This is a genomic window from Kineosporia sp. NBRC 101731, assembly GCF_030269305.1.
Classification (GTDB): domain Bacteria; phylum Actinomycetota; class Actinomycetes; order Actinomycetales; family Kineosporiaceae; genus Kineosporia.
In genome coordinates, this window is record NZ_BSTC01000010.1 from 216,153 (window position 1) to 232,903 (window position 16,751).

A 16,751-nucleotide genomic window follows, 5' to 3' on the forward strand; every position below is an offset into this window, starting at 1 on the left:
GGTAGGTGTTTACATCCGGTGCGGAACAGGTGAGACTTCCGTCCAGCGGAATAGCAGGGGAGAGGTGCCGATGGCCGGATCGCGGGGTGCGACGGCGGGGGAGAGCGTCACCGCCCGGGCGCTGGCCCTGCTCGGTGCCTTCGACGACCGGCACCGGCGGCTCACCCTGACCGAGATGGCCCACCGGGCCGGGCTGCCCGTGCCGACCGCCCACCGGCTGGTCGCCGAGCTGGTGCAGTGGGGCGCGCTGGACCGTCTGCCGGACTCCGCCCGCTATGTGGTCGGCCGCCGGGTCTGGGACCTCGGCCTGCTGGCTCCCGTGCAGACCGGGCTGCGGCAGGTGGCCTCGCCCTTCCTGCACGACATCTACGCCGCCACCCTGGCCACCGTGCACCTGGCCGTGCGCGACGGGATCGAGGTGCTCTACGTCGACCGGCTCGCCGGCCACCAGTCGGTGCCGGTGGTGAGCGAGGTGGGTTCCCGGCTGCCTCTGCACTCGACCGGGGTCGGCAAGGCGTTGCTGGCGCACGCGCCGCCGCCGGTGCGCCGGGGCGCTCTGGAACGGCTGACCCGGATCACGCCCTACACGATCACCCAGCCCGGGCGGCTCACGGCGCAGCTGGAACGGGTCCGGCGGGAGGGGTACGCGCAGACGGTGGAGGAGATGAGCCTCGGCGGCTGCTCGGTCGCGGTACCGGTGCGGGGGGCCCGGGACGAGGTGGTCGCGGCGCTCGGCATCGTGGTGCCCTCGCTGAAACGGGACCGGCCCCGGCTGGTGGCCGCGCTGCGGGTGGCGGCGGAGGGGATCAGCCGCTCGCTGCGCTGAGGCCCGTGGTGGCGCCGACCTGGATGTCCCGGGCCGGTTTCGGCCGCCCCAGGTAGTAGCCCTGGGCCAGCTCGCAGCCGATGCCGGCGAGCCGGTCGAGCTGCTCCTGGGTCTCCACACCCTCGGCCACGACGTCGAGGTGGAAGGCGTGGGCGGCGGTGACCATGAGCTGCACCAGGGCCTGGGCGCCCGGATCGTCCGGGCGCAGGAAGCTCCGGTCGATCTTGAGAATGTCGACCTGGAGCTTCTGCAACTGGCCGATACTCGTGTAGCCGGTGCCGAAGTCGTCCAGACCGACGGCCACCCCCAGCGCCCGCAGGTCCCGCAGGTGGGCGTCGGCGGTGGGCTCGTCGAGCAGCACGGTCTCGGTGATCTCGACCACCAGCCGCCGGGCCTGCAGGCCGCTCTCCTGCAGGGCGTGGCGCACCTCGCCGGCCAGGGTGGGGGAGGCCAGGTGCCGGGCCGAGATGTTGACGGCCATGGTGATGTCGCCGTGGCCGACCGGGTCCTGCCGGCTCCAGGCCGCCAGCTGCTGCGTGGCGTGATGCAGCACCCAGCGGCCGATCTCGCAGATCAGCAGGCTCTGCTCGGCGACCGGGATGAACTCGTCGGGCGGCACCAGACCCCGCTCGGGGTGCCGCCAGCGGATCAGGGCCTCGTAGGAATGCAGAGCTCCCGTGGCCACGCTCATCACCGGCTGGTAATGCAGTTCGAACTCGCCCGTGGCCAGGCCGCTGCGGATGCCGGCCTCCAGCCGGGCCCGGGCCTCCAGCTCCTCGCGCAGGGTGGTGTCGAACATCTCCACCCGGCCCCGGCCCTTGCCCTTGGCCCCGTAGACGGCCAGATCGGCGTCCTGCAGCAGCTTCTCGGCATCCGTCTGGCCGTCGCGGGCCAGCGCGATGCCGACGCTGGCTCCCACCGAGGCCCGCCCGGCCCGGGTCATGATCGGTGCGCTGACGGCGGCCACCAGACGCTCGGCGATGGCCACCAGTTCGGCCGGGGACGGTACCGGGTCGATCAGCACGACGAACTCGTCGCCGCCCTGCCGGCCGAGCAGGTCGCCCTTGCGCAGCAGGCCCGTCATCCGCTCGGACACCGTGCGCAGGACCTCGTCACCGGCGGGCTGGCCGAGCTGCTCGTTGACCTTCTTGAAGAAATCCAGGTCGATCATGAGCACCGCGACCTCGTCACCGGCGCGCGCGGCCCGGTGCATGAGTGAGGTCAGCAGTTCCCGGATGTAGGCGCGGTTGGGCAGATCGGTCAGCGGGTCGTGGGCCGCCTGGTGCTCCAGGTCGTCGCGGTAGGCGTCGCGTTGCCGGGTGGACGCGCGCAGCTGGCGCATCGACAGCCAGAGCCGGGCGGGCACCAGCACGGAGAGCAGGGTCGAGACGACGGCGATCGGCAGGTGATTGAGGTTCAGCCGGTTGAGGTAGTCGACCATCAGCACACCCGGCACGACCAGCAGGGCCGCGTACATCGCGACCAGGCGGACCGGGGACACCTCCCAGGTGGGGGAAGCACCGGCCCGGGCCGGCACGGTGGCCGAGCGCAGGGCCCCGTAACCCCAGCCGATGTACATCAGCAGGTAGCAGGTCTCGAACCAGCGGTCCTGCGGGTTCAGGGTGCCCTGGCTCACCCCGTAGATCACGTTCCCCAGCAGGCCGGAGAGCACCCCCGAGGTCAGGGCGGCAGTGGCCCAGCCCTCCACCGGTGCGGGCACGCTGGTCACGAGCCAGACCGCGGCGGCCAGCATGCCGATCGTGGTGGCCGGGTAGAGCAGGCCGACGATCTCGGCGAGGTCCAGGTCGCCGGCCAGCGGCTGGTAGAGAGCCACCCACAGCACCAGCCCGCCCGCGCCGGTGACCACGGCCGTGTCCAGGAGCCCGGTCGCCTCCACCCGGCGCCCGCGCTGCAGCAGCAGAAGGCCGAGCGCGGCGGCGACGTTGCCGGTCAGCCAGCCGGCGTCGGCCCAGCTGGGGTAGGGCAGCTGCACACCGGCCGCGATGTTCCCGGCGACGTATCCGTCGGAGACGGCGCTCAGGCCGGAGCCGAAGGAGAACGCCAGCCAGGCCAGCCGCCGGGGCCGGTCCAGCCGGGCGGCGACCAGCACGGCCACGGCGCTGCTCAGGCTCACGGCGACCTGGGCCACGCTCCGGGCCGAGCCCGCGGGCATCAGCCAGTAGGAGGTGAGCAGGAGAGCTGCGACGACGAGGTACCGCCGGCCGGCGTCGAGGCGCATGGGCCAGCGATCGACCCGGCCGGATGTCGGGTGTAGAGGGCGGCCCGCGCGTCATACCTCCGGCCCCCGGCCGTGACGGTCCGTCACCCTTGCCGATCAGCACGGGTTCAGCCGGGTCAGAGCTCGATCGGCATCCCGGCGTAGTTCTCCGCCAGGCCCCGGGCCCCGGCCTCGCTGCCGGCCACCCACCGCAGCTGCGACAGCTGCAACTGGGCGTCGAACGGGTCGTCCGCGGTGTGCAGCATGGTCGTCATCCACCAGGAGAAGTGCGTGCAGCGCCACACCCGGCGCAGGGCCGTGTCTGAGTAGGCGTCCGCAGCCCGCCGGTCGCGACGCACAAGCAAGTCGGCCAGGGCGGGCGCGAGCAGGGCCACGTCGGCCACCGCGAGGTTGAGTCCCTTCGCACCCGTGGGCGGCACGATGTGGGCGGCGTCACCGGCCAGGAAGAGCCGGCCGTGGCGCATCGGCTGCTGCACGAAGCTGCGCATGGGCAGGACCGATTTCTCGGTGATCGCGCCGGTGGCCAGTTCCCAGCCGTCCAGGTTCAGGCGGGCGGACAGCGCCTCCCAGATCCGGTCGTCCGGCCAGGCGGCGATGTCGGTGCCGGCCGGCACCTGCAGGTAGAAGCGGCTGACCTCGGCCGAGCGCATCGAGTGCAGGGCGAAACCGTCCGGGTGCCGGGCGTAGATCAGCTCGTCGGTGGAGGGTGCCACGGCCGCCAGCACACCCAGCCACGCGTAGGGATAGACGCGTTCCCAGGTCTGGCGCACGGCCGGCGGCACCGCGCCCCGGCTGGGCCCGAACGAGCCGTCACACCCGACCACGACGTCGGCGTCGAGCCGCCGGGACCGCCCGTCGGCGTCCGTGAAGGTCAGGTACGGACGATCGGACTCCACCTCGTGGACGCCGGTGTCGCCGATCCCGTAGAGGATCGTCTGCCCGGCGGCCTCCCGGGCCCGGCCGAGGTCTTTCTGCACCTCGGTCTGCCCGTACACGGTGACCGTGCGCCCGATCAGGTCGACGAAGTCGAGGTGGTGCCGTTCCTGCGGCCACTGCAGGTGGATGCCCCGGTGCGGGTCGCCCTCGGCGAGCAGCCGGTCGCCCAGACCGTGCTGCACCAGCAGGTCGACCGTGGACTGCTCGAGGATGCCGGCCCGGATGCGGGCTTCGACGTACGCGCGGGTGCGGGTCTCCAGCACCACCGACTCCACCCCCTCGGCCTCGAGGAGATGGGACAGGAGCAGTCCGGCCGGGCCGGCGCCGACGATGGCGACCTGAGTGCGCATGGCCATCAGTGCACCTCAGATCTGCGGGGTGGACGCGTCGGGCGTTTCACTGGGTGAAAGGGCGGCCGGCTGCAGCTTCTCCAGCCGGGAGCGCAGCAGGGGACGCCGGTCGGCGTTGCCGGGCAGGGCCGCGTACTTCTCCCCGAACGCCGCGAGCAGCGCGTCGTCGAGCCGGCGCACGGCGCCCGGCGGGTACTTGTAGGCCATCCGGGTGTTCAGGTCGAGCTCGTTGACCGGCCGCAGTACCTCGGTGAGTTCCGGTAGCGAGGTGATCGCCAGCTCGGACAGCAGGCCGGTGATCCAGGTGTAGTGCTCGGTGCGGGACCAGCCGGCCTCCGGGTACTGCCCGGCCAGGAAGGCCGCCAGCTCACGGGCGCCGACCCGGGAGTCGTCGTCGGCGATGTCGCGGCCGGTGGTCTCGTCGTCACCGCCCGGCTCGCCGCCGGGCAGGGGCTGGCTCTCGGCGATCCGGTCGCGGATGTTGGAGAACTCCTGGTCGGCCAGCTCCAGCAGGCCGGCGGCCAGTGTGAAGCGGCGGTCCAGCTCCGGGGCCTGCTCGGCGGGAACCGATCCCTTGTAACGGATGTCGTGCTCGAACTCGGCCCAGGCGTGCTGCAGCACGGTGCGCACCTGGAGCGAGGCGGCCCGCCCGCGCAACGCCTCGTAGTCGGAGTGCCCCTCCCGGGCGGCGTCCAGGGCGATCAGCATGTGCCGGCTGCGGTAGCCGAAACGGCCCTGCCGGGCGGTCTCCTCGCCCATGTCCCGGTCGCGTTGGACCAGCAGCTGGTCGTGGATCACGTCGGCGACGGTGGCGACGTCGTGCTGCACGTAGGTGATCACCCGGACGCCGATCTGGTCGTTGATCTCCCGCAGCGGGTCGGTGTAGACCAGCTCGCCGTCCTCGGTGCGTCGCCCGGCCTTCCCGGCGAACGAGGCCACCGCCTTGGCCCGGCCGTTGACGCTCAGATAGTTGATGCCGGCCTCGTCGAGGATCGAGGTGACGAGGGCGACGAAGGTGTCGGCGGCCTCGGCCAGGGCGGGCTGTCGCAGGGCGTACTCGCGCACGGCCAGCGACACCGGGTCTTCCTGGGCGGGGTCGTCGGGCGAGCTCGGCTCCAGCCCTTCGGGCAGCGCGGGGGTGACGATGTAACCGTTCTCGGCGTCGCCGTAGGTGGTCATCATCTGCGGGTGACGGGTCGCCAGAAGCGCCACGTAGGCGCAGATCACGGCGTCGACCTGGTCCTCGACGACCCGCAGCTCGCTCTTCTTCCCGGCGCTGCCGGCCGCCTCGATCAGCTCCGGCCAGCGCGACCCGGGCCGGTCCAGGTGCAGAGCCGGCTCGGCCCCGGCCAGACCGCCGACCAGGCCCATGAGCCGGAGCAGCTCGGTCTGCAGAAGGTCGCGGGTGCGGCCCGGTTTGGCCTTGTACTTCAGTGTCCGGCCGAGCCGGAAGAGTGAGACGGTGGCGGCGTGCGGGTAGACCTCGAGCGCCCGCCGGCCCCGGCCTGAGCGTGGGTTCATGTCCAGCTTCAGCGCCGAGGCGATGCGGGCGCCGCGCGGCACCCCGGAGAACTCGGGCTTGGTGGTGTTCACCGGGTGGGCGCCGGCGTGGAACCGGGCGAAGTCCTTGTTGAGGGCCGCCTCGGCCGGCCGGTTGCCGGTCTCGTTCCGCACGATCAGCGGGGCGTCGATCGCGACGACGCAGTCACCGGCCGTGTAGGGCGCCAGCGCCGCGAGGATGTCCTCGTCGCTCTGGGCCGCGCTGACGTGCAGCAGCGCGCCCTCCTCGTCGAGCACGGCGAGTCCGGTGGGCTTGCGTTCGCCCCAGGCAAGATCCAGTCCGACGAAGTACACGGGAGAAAGCCTGCCGTATGCGGGAGCACGGGGCGCAACGGGCTCACCGAGCGGTCATCGTGAACTGACCCTCACACGGCCCTTGCCACCCCGTTTCGCGCGGTACATCGCCTCGTCCGCAGCGTGCAGGAGGGCCGGTCCGGTGTCGTCCGTGGTCGACAGCGCCACTCCGACACTCGCCCCGATCCGCACCCGGGCCAGGGTCAGGTCGAACTCCTCACCGATCGAGGCCACGATGCGCCGGGCGACCTCGAGGGCGATGTCCGCGTCGGCGATTCCCGGGCAGAGAACGGCGAACTCGTCGCCGCCCAGCCGGGCCACGACGTCGTCGGCCCGCACGCAGGCGGCGATCCGGTCGGCGGCCTGCTTGAGCAGTGCGTCACCGGCCGCGTGCCCGGCCGTGTCGTTGACCGCCTTGAACCCGTCCAGGTCGATGTACAGCACGGCCACCGGGCGGACCTGCTGGCGCAGCGTCCGGTCCAGCTCCCGGTGCAGGTGCGAACGGTTCGGCAGCCCGGTCAGGGCGTCGTGCGTGGCCTCGTGGTGCAGTCGTTCCGTCAGTTCCCGCCGCGCGGTGATGTCCTCGATCATCACGATCAGGTACGCCGCGGTGTCGCCGGAGGGCCGCACGGCCGAGGCCGCCATCCGGCCCCACTTCTCCCCGTCACCGCACTCCAGCAGCTGGATGTCGTCCCGCGCCTCGTGGATCTCCCCGTCCGCCATCCGGACCAGGAGCTCGGTGATCCGGGTGGCGGACGGTTCCGCCGTCAGATCGGCGATCCGGCGGCCCAGCAGAGCGGTTGCCGGCCGGCCGACGAATTCGCTGAGGGCCTGGTTGACCCGGTTGATCACGCCGGGGTCGATCGGGTCCAGACCCACGATCGCCATGGCCAGAGGAGCTCCCTCGAAGGCCCGCCGGAAGCGGTCCTGGCTCTCGCCCAGTTCGGCCTGGGCCCGCATGACCTCGGTCAGGTCGGTGATCACGCCGATGAACTCGCGCGAGCCGTCGGGCGCGACGTGGGTGGTGATGGTGAGCTGGGCGGGGAACCGGGTGCCGTCCTTGCGGACGCAGATGGTCTGCTCGGTGACCGATTTCCCCGGCCGGCGCGACATGGCCTCGAACGCGAGGGCCTGATCGTCGGTGCCGAGCCTGTTCGCGATCGCCCGACGGGTCTCGGGGGTCAGGAACGTCGAGGGCCGGGCCGATCCGATGGCCTCGCCCGCCTCCCAGCCGAGCAGTCGCTCGGCGCCCCGGTTGAACCGCGTGACGATTCCGGTGACGGCCGAGGTGGTGAGGACGGCGGTCTCGGTCAGGGCCTCCAGGACCGCAGCGAGTTCACTGTCCGACCGGGCCCGGGCGGCCTGCGTCTCCCGCAGGGCGGTGATGTCGTGCACGGTGGAGTGGAGCCGGACGACCCGGCCGGAATCGTCCGTCTCGGGTTCGGTGCGGCCGACCACCAGGCGTTGCGACCCGTCCGGGTGCATCAGCCGGTACTCGTGCCCGATCCGGGTCTCGCCGGTGGCCATCATCTCCCGCACCGTGTTCATGACGCGTTCCCGGTCGTCCGGGTGGATCGCGGCGAAGTAGTGCTGCGGGTCCGGTGCCACCGTCGCCGGGTCGAGTCCGAGATGCCGGTACACACCCGGCGTCCAGGTCACCTGCCCGGTCTTCAGGTCGAGCATCCCCGACCCGGTGCCGGTCAGTTCCTCGGCCTTGGTCAGCGCGGCGGCCCGGTCCTCGCTGAGTCTCAGGGCCTCGTTCTTCGCCCGGGCCGCCAGCACGCTGAAGAGCAGCAGCAGGGTGAGGGAGGCGAGAGCCATCTGCGTCGTGGGGGTGCGGGCCCAGCCGGTGTCGGCGAACGGCCCACCTCCGTGCAGGGTTCCGACGGTCGCGACGACGGCCAGCAGTTGCAGTGACACCATCGACCGCAGCGCGCCCAGACGCAGGCCACCCCAGAGCAGGGGCAGGGAACAGACTACCGAGGGGACGAGCTGCTGCCTCGTCGCGAACATCACGGCTCCGAGGGCGCCGACCACGACGAACTGGGCCAGCCATTCCAGATTGGCCCGGCGCTCGCGCAGTTCGTCCCGGGCCTCGTCGTACGTGGCGACCAGGAACACCGGTGAGACCAGCAGCATGCCCAGGGCGTGGGCGCTGAAACAGCCCGCCCAGAGGGCGAGGAGATCACCATTGCCCCAGAGCGTCTGGGGCACGGCGTAGACCGTCGAGCCCAGTACGACGCCCGCGACCACACAACCGGTGAAGCCGGCGGCGTGACGAGGCGTGTCCAGGCGCGCCCCGCCGGGGAACACCCGGCCCAGCAGGGTGGCGATGGCGATCAGTTCGCCGGCGGTGGCGAGGGCGATAGCGGCCGAACTGGTCAGGCCGTAGCCGTGCCCCAGGGCGGAGAGGAACTGCCCGGAGTCGATGCCGGCGATCACCGGCAGCCAGTAACCGCGGGGGAGGCGGACCATCAAGGCCAGTCCGGCGCCGGCCAGCGGCCACCACACCGAGGTGTGCAGCGCCTGGTCCTGCAGAAGGCGCAGACCGAGTTCGCTCGTGACGACGGCCAGGGCGAAACAGGCGACCAGGCACGTCGACCAGGACCGGTGGGTCGGCCGGGTCATCGGGCGCTCACCTCGACCCGGCCCCGGCCGCTGCGCTTGGCCTCGTACATCGCCTCGTCGGCGGCGTTCAGCAGCTGCGGCACCGAGTCCCCGGCCCGCTGGGTGTCTTCCGGCGTGGACAGGGCGATGCCGATGCTGGCGCCGATCCGGCAGGCGGAGCCCTCGACCGTGAACGGCGCGGCCAGGGCCCGCACGATGCGCTCGCCGATCGTGCGGGCCGTGTCCAGATGGCCGACCCGGGGCAGGAGCACGGCGAACTCGTCACCACCGAGCCGGGCCACCACGTCGGTGCTGCGCACACAGCCGGCGATCCGGTCGGCCACCTGCACCAGCAGGCCGTCACCCGTCCCGTGGCCGAGGGTGTCGTTCACGGCCTTGAACCCGTCGAGGTCGACGTACAGCACCGCGACCGGACCGTCCACGGGAGCCTCGCCCAGCGCGTCCTCCAGTCGCCGGCGCAGCACCTGCCGGTTCGGCAGGCCGGTGAGCGGATCGTGCGATGCCTCGTGCCGCAGCCGCTCGGTGAGCTGCATCCGGGCGGTGATGTCCTCGATCATCGTGATCAGGTACGGCGGGCCGTCGGCGGGGCGCACCACCGAGGTGGACAGCAGACCCCACGCCTCGCTGCCGTCCGCGCGGTGGAAGGCCCGCTCGGCCGTGGCGCTGTCGCCTCCTTCCAGCAGCAGACCCTGCAGGTCGGTGGTGGCCAGTGCGGCGTGGGCCGGCGTCATCAGGTCGGCCAGGTGGCGCCCCACCAGTTCCGCTCCGGAGAGGGCGGTGAACCGGCACAGGGCCGGGTTGGCCCGCTCGATCCGGCCGGGAACCGGCGGGTCGCCCTCCTCCAGCATCACCACGGCCATCGCCATCGGTGCGAAGTCGAAGGCCAGGCGGAACCGGTCCTCGCTCTCCTGCAGATCGGCCTGGGCCCGCAGCACCTGGGTCAGGTCGACGATGACGGCGATGAAGCTCTCGGCCTGCCCGTCCGGCCCGAGAACCCGGGTCAGACTGCCCTGGGCCGGGAACCGCGAGCCGTCCCGGCGCACGCAGGTCCAGCGGGTGCTGGAGTGACCGGTCCTGATCACCTGCTCACCCAGCCCCAGCAGCTGTTCGTCCTCGGTGGCCCCGGCCCGTTCCAGCTCTGCGGGATCGTGGTAGATCGAAGGCCGGTGGATGCCGACCACCTCGTCCGCCCGCCACCCCAGCATCTGCTCCGCGCCCCGGCTGAAGAACGTGATCAGCAGACTGGACGCGTGGCACCCGACGATCGCTACGTCCTCCACCGCGTCCAGAACCCCGGCCAGCCGGGTGTGCGCCTGCTGGAGATCCAGCTCGGCCTGCCGCATCTCGGTCACGTCGAGCACGGTCGAGCGCACCCGGGCGGGCCGGCCGTCGGGGTGCCGGTCGAGCCGGTTGCGGGCCATCAGCGTGCGCTCGGTGCCGTCCGGGCGCAGCAGCCGGAACTGCATGTCGGGGATCCCGATCCCCTCCTGCGCCCGGGACAGCGCGGCGATCACCACCCCTCGGTCGTCCGGGTGGATCAGCTCCAGGTACGCCTGCGCGGCCGGGGCCACGCTCCCCGGCTCCCGGCCGATCTGAGCGAACATTCCCGCGCTCCAGCGAGTCTCGTTCGAGTCAAGGTCCCAGGTGGACGAGCCCAGACCGGCGATCTGCTCGGCCGCCACGAGATCGGCGCCGTCGGCCCGGGTCCTCTCCAGCAACCGGGACCGGGCCTGCGCGGCGAGCACCACGAACAGCGTGCACAGCGTGGCCGAGACCAGCACGGCCTGGATCGCGAACGTCTGGGCGGCCGGCGGTTCCTGCACCACCGGACCGACCCCGCGCAACGCGCCGACGGTCGTGATCACCGCCATCAGCAACAGCGAGCCCATCGCCCGGGCCGGGCCCAGGCGCAGACCGCCCCAGATCAGCGGGACAGCACAGACGAAGTCGGGCACGACCCGCTGATCGGTCAGGAAGACGCCCGCGGTCGTCAGGCCGAGCACCACGGCCTGGGCGGCCCACTCCAGGTTCAGCCGGTGCCGCCGGACCTCCCGGAGCAGGCTGCCGGCGTCCGCGGAGACCAGGAACAAGGGCGACACCATGAGCAGGCCCAGGCAGTGGCTGCGCAGGTACCCGTTCCACAGCCCGGGAACGGATTCCCCGCCCGGAAGATCCTGGGTCAGGGCGAACACCGTGGCGCCGCACATCACCCCGCCCACCGCGCAGCCCGCGAACCGCACGGCCGCGAGGGGAGAGTCCAGCAGCACCCCGCCGGGAAAAGCCCGGCGCAGCAGGAGACTGATGACGAGGGTCTCGCCGAGGCCGGCGCCGAGCACCAGCAGGGCGCTCTCCAGGGACGCGTAGTACGTGCTGAGACGGGTGACGAGCTGCCCGGTGGCCAGCGCGACCAGGGTGATCGGCCAGGACCGGGGACGCAGCCGGGCCAGCAGTGCCACCCCGAGACCGGAGAGCGGCCACCAGACGGACACCGGCAGGGCCGGGTCGCGCAGCAGGCGGATCCCGAACTCGGACACCCCGAGCCCGAGCAACAGGCAGCCGACGAGGAGCCCACCGTCCCGTGTCAACCGCCCCTGGGCAGTCACGTCGTGCCTCCCGTAGGGTCGGCGGACCGCAGCGATCGGCACTGCTGGCACCCCTGTTCGCGCGTCTTCGTCACGCTCCGGGCAGCAGGATCGACGAGCCGTTCACCGGACTTGACCCCGGACTCCCGGGACCACTCCCGTGCCACTCCCGTGGCGTTCTCGTGCCGTTGCGTGAACCGGGACGCAAAGGGTCAGTTCACGCGTCCTCCATCAGAGATCGTGCCCGTTCGTGTGTACGGTGGCCGGACCAGACGACTTGCGGAGGTCCACGTCATGAGAAGGCCATCGGCACCCGTGCCCGCCGGAGCCGACCCGGCACTCGCCGGGGAGTACCCATCGGCCGGCGACGAGGTGGTGTCGATCTGCCGTGACCTGCTGCGGATGGACACGAGCAACTACGGCGACAACAGCGGCCCGGGCGAGCGCCAGGCCGCCGAGTACGTGGCCGCGCTGCTGTCCGAGGTGCAGATCGAGCCGCAGGTGTTCGAGAGCGAGCCCGGTCGCACCAGCGTGGTTGCGCGGTTCCCGGGCACCGACGCCGGCCGCCCGGCGCTGCTCGTGCACGGTCACCTCGACGTGGTGCCCGCGCAGAAGGAGGACTGGCGGATCGACCCGTTCTCCGGCGAGATCGCGGACGACTGCCTGTGGGGCCGCGGCGCCGTGGACATGAAGGACATGGACGCGATCATCCTGGCCACGATCCGGCAGATGCGCAGGGAAGGCCGCAAGCCCCCGCGCGACATCGTGCTCGCCTTCATGGCCGACGAGGAGGCCGGCGGGGTCAAGGGCTCGAGCTGGCTGGTGGACAACCACCCGGATCTCTTCGAGGGGGTGGACGAGGCGGTCAGCGAGGTCGGTGGTTTCTCGGTCGAGCTCCAGGGCCGGCGCACCTACCTGCTACAGAGCGCCGAGAAGGGCATCGCCTGGGTGCGCCTGACCGCGCGCGGACGGGCCGGTCACGGCTCGCAGGTGAACGGCGACAACGCGGTGACGCACCTGGCCGAGGCCGTGGCCCGGATCGGCGCGTACCGCTGGCCGACCGTGATCCCGGCGACCGTGCGGGCCTTCTTCGAGGGGGTGCGCGAGCAGACCGGCGTGTCGCTGCTGGCGGGGGAGGAGGTGGACGTCGAGAAGCTGCGCGAGATGTTCGGCACCACCGCGCGCTGGCTCGAGGCCACCGTGCAGAACACCGCCAACCCGACCGTGCTGGACGCCGGGTACAAGCACAACGTCATCCCCGGCCAGGCCCGCGCCCTGGTCGACTGCCGCTACCTGCCGGGCCAGCGGGACGAGCTGATGCGCACCCTGACCGAGCTGGCGGGCGATCGCGTCACGGTCGAGGTCCTGCACGGTGATGTGGCCCTGGAGGCGGGGTTCGAGGGCGGCCTGGTCGACGCGATGCGTCAGTCGCTGCTGGAGCTGGACCCGGGGGCCGCGGTGCTGCCGTACTGCCTGTCCGGGGGCACGGACAACAAGGCGTTCAGCCGGCTGGGCATCCGGGGCTACGGTTTCGCGCCGCTCAAGCTGCCCGCCGACCTGGACTTCGCCGGCATGTTCCACAGCATCGACGAGAGGGTCCCGCTGGAGTCGCTGCGCTTCGGCGTGCGCACGTTCGACCGCTTCCTGCAGCTGGCCTGAACGCCGGTCCGACCACTGGCGCTGTGACGCTCGTCGCGGCGGGGCCCGGCCCGGGCCCCGCCGCTGTCACGTCTAGATCGTGCGCTCGACGCGCATGATGCGCCGGCGGAGCCAGACCCGCCGGCCGCCGCCGAACGACAACTGCACGCGGGCCAGCTCCCAACGGCCGTACTCGGCCTGTTCGGTGAGCTGTTGCCGCGCTTGTGACCTGCTGATTCCGCGGGGCAGATTGATGATGCGGTACTCGTAGTCGGCTGAGAACGGGGTCGCTTCTGCGCTGGTGGGGCGCACCCTGGGGGCGAGATCACGCACGTTGTCGCTCAAGGCAGCTCTCTTCGTCGATATTCCCATCGGTCGGAGTCCGATCCTTCGGACGCAGGCCCGCACGAGTCGGGTCTGCCCATGTCATCACGAACCGATACGGTCATGCCATGACGACGGAGCCCCGAGCTGCGCTTGACCGCCTGATTGCTGCTCTTGAGGCGCACCTGGACGCCGCCAGCAAGCGGACGGGGGAGGCCGACCCCGCAGTGGTGGCGGCCTACCAGACCTTGGCCGACGCCTTCGAGACCTACGACGAGTCGCTCTACGACGCCTTCGACGAGGTGACGCCCTTCGTTCTCTACGACGACGCCGAAGACGCGCTCACCGGCGAGGACGACGACGAGGACGACGATGACGACCTCGAGGACTACGAGGACGAGGACGACGAGGACGACGATGAGGAGGAGGACGAGAAGGACGACACGCCCGCCCCGGCGCGGCCCTGACCTTCTTTTCCTTCGTTCTTCTTCATGGCCCGCCCGACCATATTCATAGCCCCGCCCGACCATGGGTGCCGGCCGGCTGAGCCGGGCCGGCACTTCGTGCTGTCCGGGCACAGATGAAACACCATTCAATTACTATTCGGTAGTTCGCTGTGGCCACAGTTCAACGTGTGAATACACCACGTCGTTCCCGTTCTCGCGGCATCCGGGGGAATCCCGGGCCCGCGCATCGCCTTCTGCAAATCTTTTGATTAATCTGTAAGGCGTTTCCCGGCAGCGTCTTTGGTGATCTTCACGGCTGATTGCGCCGGTGCCTGAGTGAATTCTCGGGCATCTCGGATTGACCTCAGGGTCTGATGGCCCGCAATCTGTTCACTGTAAGTCTCCAGTCGGACTCATATGGTCACGCTCGGTTTCGACCACGTTGTCTTCCGAGGGCCTTCGGCTGGAGTTCCGGGCATGGACGCCCGACCCACATGTCCCATGCACCTCCCCGACGCCGCCGAACGACGCCAGGAGAGATCCATGAGCAAGGAGTCCACGTCCACCGTGACACCGCCCACCGGTGTGCCGGAGAACCGTGTTGAAGTAACCAAAACAACCACACCGCAGTCTCATTGGCGGGCCGACACGGAAGCGTCGCTGGTCGTCTTCCTGGTCGCGCTGCCCTTGTCACTCGGCATCGCCGTCGCCTCGGGTGCGCCCGTGGTGGCCGGCATCATCGCCGCCGTCATCGGCGGCATCGTCTGCGGGCTGATCGGTGGCGCGCCGCTACAGGTCACCGGCCCGGCCGCGGGTCTCACCGCGGTCGTGGCCGGACTCGTCGCCGAGCACGGCTGGCGGGTCACCTGTCTGATCACCGTGATGGCGGGCCTGGTCCAGATCGGATTCGGCCTGACCAAGGTGGCCCGGGCCGCCCTGGCCATCTCGCCGGCCGTGGTGCACGGCATGCTCGCCGGCATCGGCCTGACCATCGTGGTCGGCCAGCTGCACGTGCTGCTCGGGGCGAAATCGCCCAGCTCCGCCCTGCAGAGCATGACCCAGCTGCCGGGGGAGGTCATCGGCCTGCACACGGCGTCCGCACTGCTCGGGCTCGGGACGATCGCCCTCACCCTGCTCTGGCCTCACATGGTGGCCTACCTGGGCCCGCTGCGCACGGTGCCGGCCCCGCTGGCGTCCGTCACCCTGATGACGCTCGCCTCGCTGCCGTTCACCGTCGAGCGCGTCGATCTGCCCGGCAACCTGCTGTCCGCCGTGCAGCTCCCGGAACTGCCCGACACGGCCTGGGTCTCGGTCGGGATCGGGGTGCTCACCGTGGCCCTGGTGGCCAGCGTGGAGACACTGCTGTCGGCCGTCGCGGTGGACAAGATGCACGAGGGCCGGCGGGCCGATCTCGACCGGGAGCTGATCGGTCAGGGCTCGGCGAACATCCTCTCCGGTCTGGCCGGCGGCCTGCCGGTGACGGGGGTGATCGTGCGCAGCGCCACCAACGTCCGGGCGGGGGCCAGGACGAAGTGGTCGGCCGTGTTGCACTCGGTCTGGGTGGCCCTGTTCTCCGTGGTCCTGGTCTCGGTGGTGATGCGGATCCCGCTGTCGGTACTGGCCGGTCTGCTCGTCGTGATCGGGCTCGGGCTGGTCAATCTCGGTCATCTGCGCAGTGCCCACCGGCACGGTGAGGCGGCGGTCTGGGTGGCCACGCTGGCCGGGGTGCTGCTGCTCAATCTGCTCGAGGGCGTTGTCGTGGGTCTGGTGGTGGCGCTCGGCTTCGCGGCCCGGCGCTCGATCCTGGCCAAGGTCGAGGTGGTGTCCCCGGCCGACGAGCCGGACGGCACCTGGCGGGTCGTGCTCGCGGGCACCGTGACGTTCGTGTCGCTGCCCTCCCTGGCCCGCCGTCTGTCGGCCGTCCCGGCCGGGGCGCCGGTCAAGGTCGAGCTGGAGGTCGACTACCTCGACCAGGCCGCGAGCGAGCACCTGCTGGACTGGGTGGAGGAGCACCGCCGGGGCGGCGGCTCCGTCAGCGTGTGGGAACAGGGCGCACCCGTGCTGAGCGAACTGATCAGCGGCGGGAAGGCCCGCAAGGCAAGGAATCTCGATGACGGCAGCTCCGGGTCGGCCGCACCCTGGGACCATGGCCTGGTCGAGATCTCCTCGAACGTCCCGGCCGACCCGGGCGAGACGCTCGACCGGGTCCGGGTCCTCGACGGCGTGGGCAGTTTCCACGACCGGCTGGGGCCCCGGATGCGGGGGGTGCTGCACGACCTGCGGGAGGGGCAGTCACCGTGCACGCTGTTCATCACCTGCGCCGACTCCCGGGTGGTGCCGAACCTGATCACCCACTCCGGCCCGGGAGACCTGTTCACCGTGCGCAATGTCGGGAACCTGGTGCCGGTGCGGCCTTCCGACCCGGGAGACTCCACCGTGGCCGCGGTCGAGTATGCGGTCGGGGTGCTCGGCGTGAAGACCATCGCGGTCTGCGGGCACTCCGGGTGCGGTGCGATGCGGGCCCTGCTGGAACCGGACGGGGACCTCGGCGGTGCCCTGCCCGGCTGGTTGGTCCACGCACAGGACTCGCTGCACCGCTTCCGTGACCAGGGCGGCACCGACGACACCGACCGGCTGGCCCAGCTGAACGTGATCGCCCAGCTGGGGCACCTGATGGAGCACCCGCTGGTGCGCAGCCGGGTGGAGGCGGGCTCGCTGGAACTGGTCGGGATGTTCTTCGACATCGGCGAGGCGGAGGTGCGGGTGCTGGAACCGGTGACGGGCGAGTTCGACCTGCCCGCAGGGGTTTAGGGCCTGGTCGTGATCATGCAGAACCTCCCCGGAGGTTCTGCATGATCACGACCGGCTCAGGAACATGACCTGCGGGAGCTGTTACGGGGCTGATGTTTCTCACCGGGCCGGGGTTTC

General features: G+C 71.3%; 10 protein-coding genes. 4 read left to right on the forward strand and 6 right to left on the reverse strand.

What is annotated here, in order from left to right:
• Window positions 1–70: 70 nt before the first annotated feature.
• A complete protein-coding gene (locus QSK05_RS25345; RefSeq protein ID WP_285599824.1) occupies window positions 71–826 on the forward strand; it encodes an IclR family transcriptional regulator in 756 nt (251 codons plus the stop codon).
• On the opposite strand, the gene QSK05_RS25350 is transcribed toward QSK05_RS25345, so the two are convergent.
• The 5 genes from QSK05_RS25350 to QSK05_RS25370 all read right to left on the reverse strand — a co-directional run bounded on the left by QSK05_RS25350 (window position 807) and on the right by QSK05_RS25370 (window position 11,436).
• On the reverse strand, window positions 807–3,065 hold the full coding sequence (locus tag QSK05_RS25350; RefSeq protein WP_285599825.1) for a putative bifunctional diguanylate cyclase/phosphodiesterase: 2,259 nt from the start codon (window positions 3,063–3,065) through the stop codon (window positions 807–809). The two genes, QSK05_RS25345 and QSK05_RS25350, sit on opposite strands and share 20 nt — an antisense overlap.
• Before the next feature lie 116 nt (window positions 3,066–3,181).
• Window positions 3,182–4,351, reverse strand: a complete 1,170-nt coding sequence (locus QSK05_RS25355; RefSeq protein ID WP_352302586.1) for a 4-hydroxybenzoate 3-monooxygenase — start codon at window positions 4,349–4,351, stop codon at window positions 3,182–3,184.
• 15 nt (window positions 4,352–4,366) lie between these two features.
• Entirely contained in the window at window positions 4,367–6,205 is a 1,839-nt protein-coding gene (locus QSK05_RS25360) for a DUF429 domain-containing protein (RefSeq protein WP_285599827.1), read from the reverse strand.
• A 54-nt stretch (window positions 6,206–6,259) separates the two neighbouring features.
• A complete protein-coding gene (locus QSK05_RS25365; RefSeq protein WP_285599828.1) occupies window positions 6,260–8,833 on the reverse strand; it encodes a sensor domain-containing diguanylate cyclase in 2,574 nt (857 codons plus the stop codon).
• Window positions 8,830–11,436: a diguanylate cyclase domain-containing protein gene (locus tag QSK05_RS25370; RefSeq protein WP_285599829.1), complete on the reverse strand. Its 2,607-nt coding sequence runs from the start codon at window positions 11,434–11,436 to the stop codon at window positions 8,830–8,832. The genes QSK05_RS25365 and QSK05_RS25370 overlap by 4 nt, the downstream gene beginning before the upstream one ends.
• A gap of 273 nt (window positions 11,437–11,709) precedes the next feature.
• On the opposite strand from QSK05_RS25370, the gene QSK05_RS25375 reads away from it, so the two are divergent.
• Complete coding sequence (locus tag QSK05_RS25375) at window positions 11,710–13,074, forward strand: M20/M25/M40 family metallo-hydrolase (RefSeq protein ID WP_285599830.1); 1,365 nt, start codon at window positions 11,710–11,712, stop codon at window positions 13,072–13,074.
• A 72-nt stretch (window positions 13,075–13,146) separates the two neighbouring features.
• On the opposite strand, the gene QSK05_RS25380 is transcribed toward QSK05_RS25375, so the two are convergent.
• On the reverse strand, window positions 13,147–13,398 hold the full coding sequence (locus QSK05_RS25380; protein ID WP_285599831.1) for a DUF5703 family protein: 252 nt from the start codon (window positions 13,396–13,398) through the stop codon (window positions 13,147–13,149).
• Window positions 13,399–13,505: 107 nt separating this feature from the next.
• On the opposite strand from QSK05_RS25380, the gene QSK05_RS25385 reads away from it, so the two are divergent.
• Both QSK05_RS25385 and QSK05_RS25390 read left to right on the forward strand, forming a co-directional pair.
• A complete protein-coding gene (locus tag QSK05_RS25385; protein ID WP_285599832.1) occupies window positions 13,506–13,844 on the forward strand; it encodes a primosomal protein in 339 nt (112 codons plus the stop codon).
• Window positions 13,845–14,366: 522 nt separating this feature from the next.
• Window positions 14,367–16,634, forward strand: coding sequence for a SulP family inorganic anion transporter (locus QSK05_RS25390; RefSeq protein ID WP_285599833.1), 2,268 nt, complete (start codon window positions 14,367–14,369; stop codon window positions 16,632–16,634).
• The last annotated feature ends 117 nt before the right edge of the window (window positions 16,635–16,751 follow it).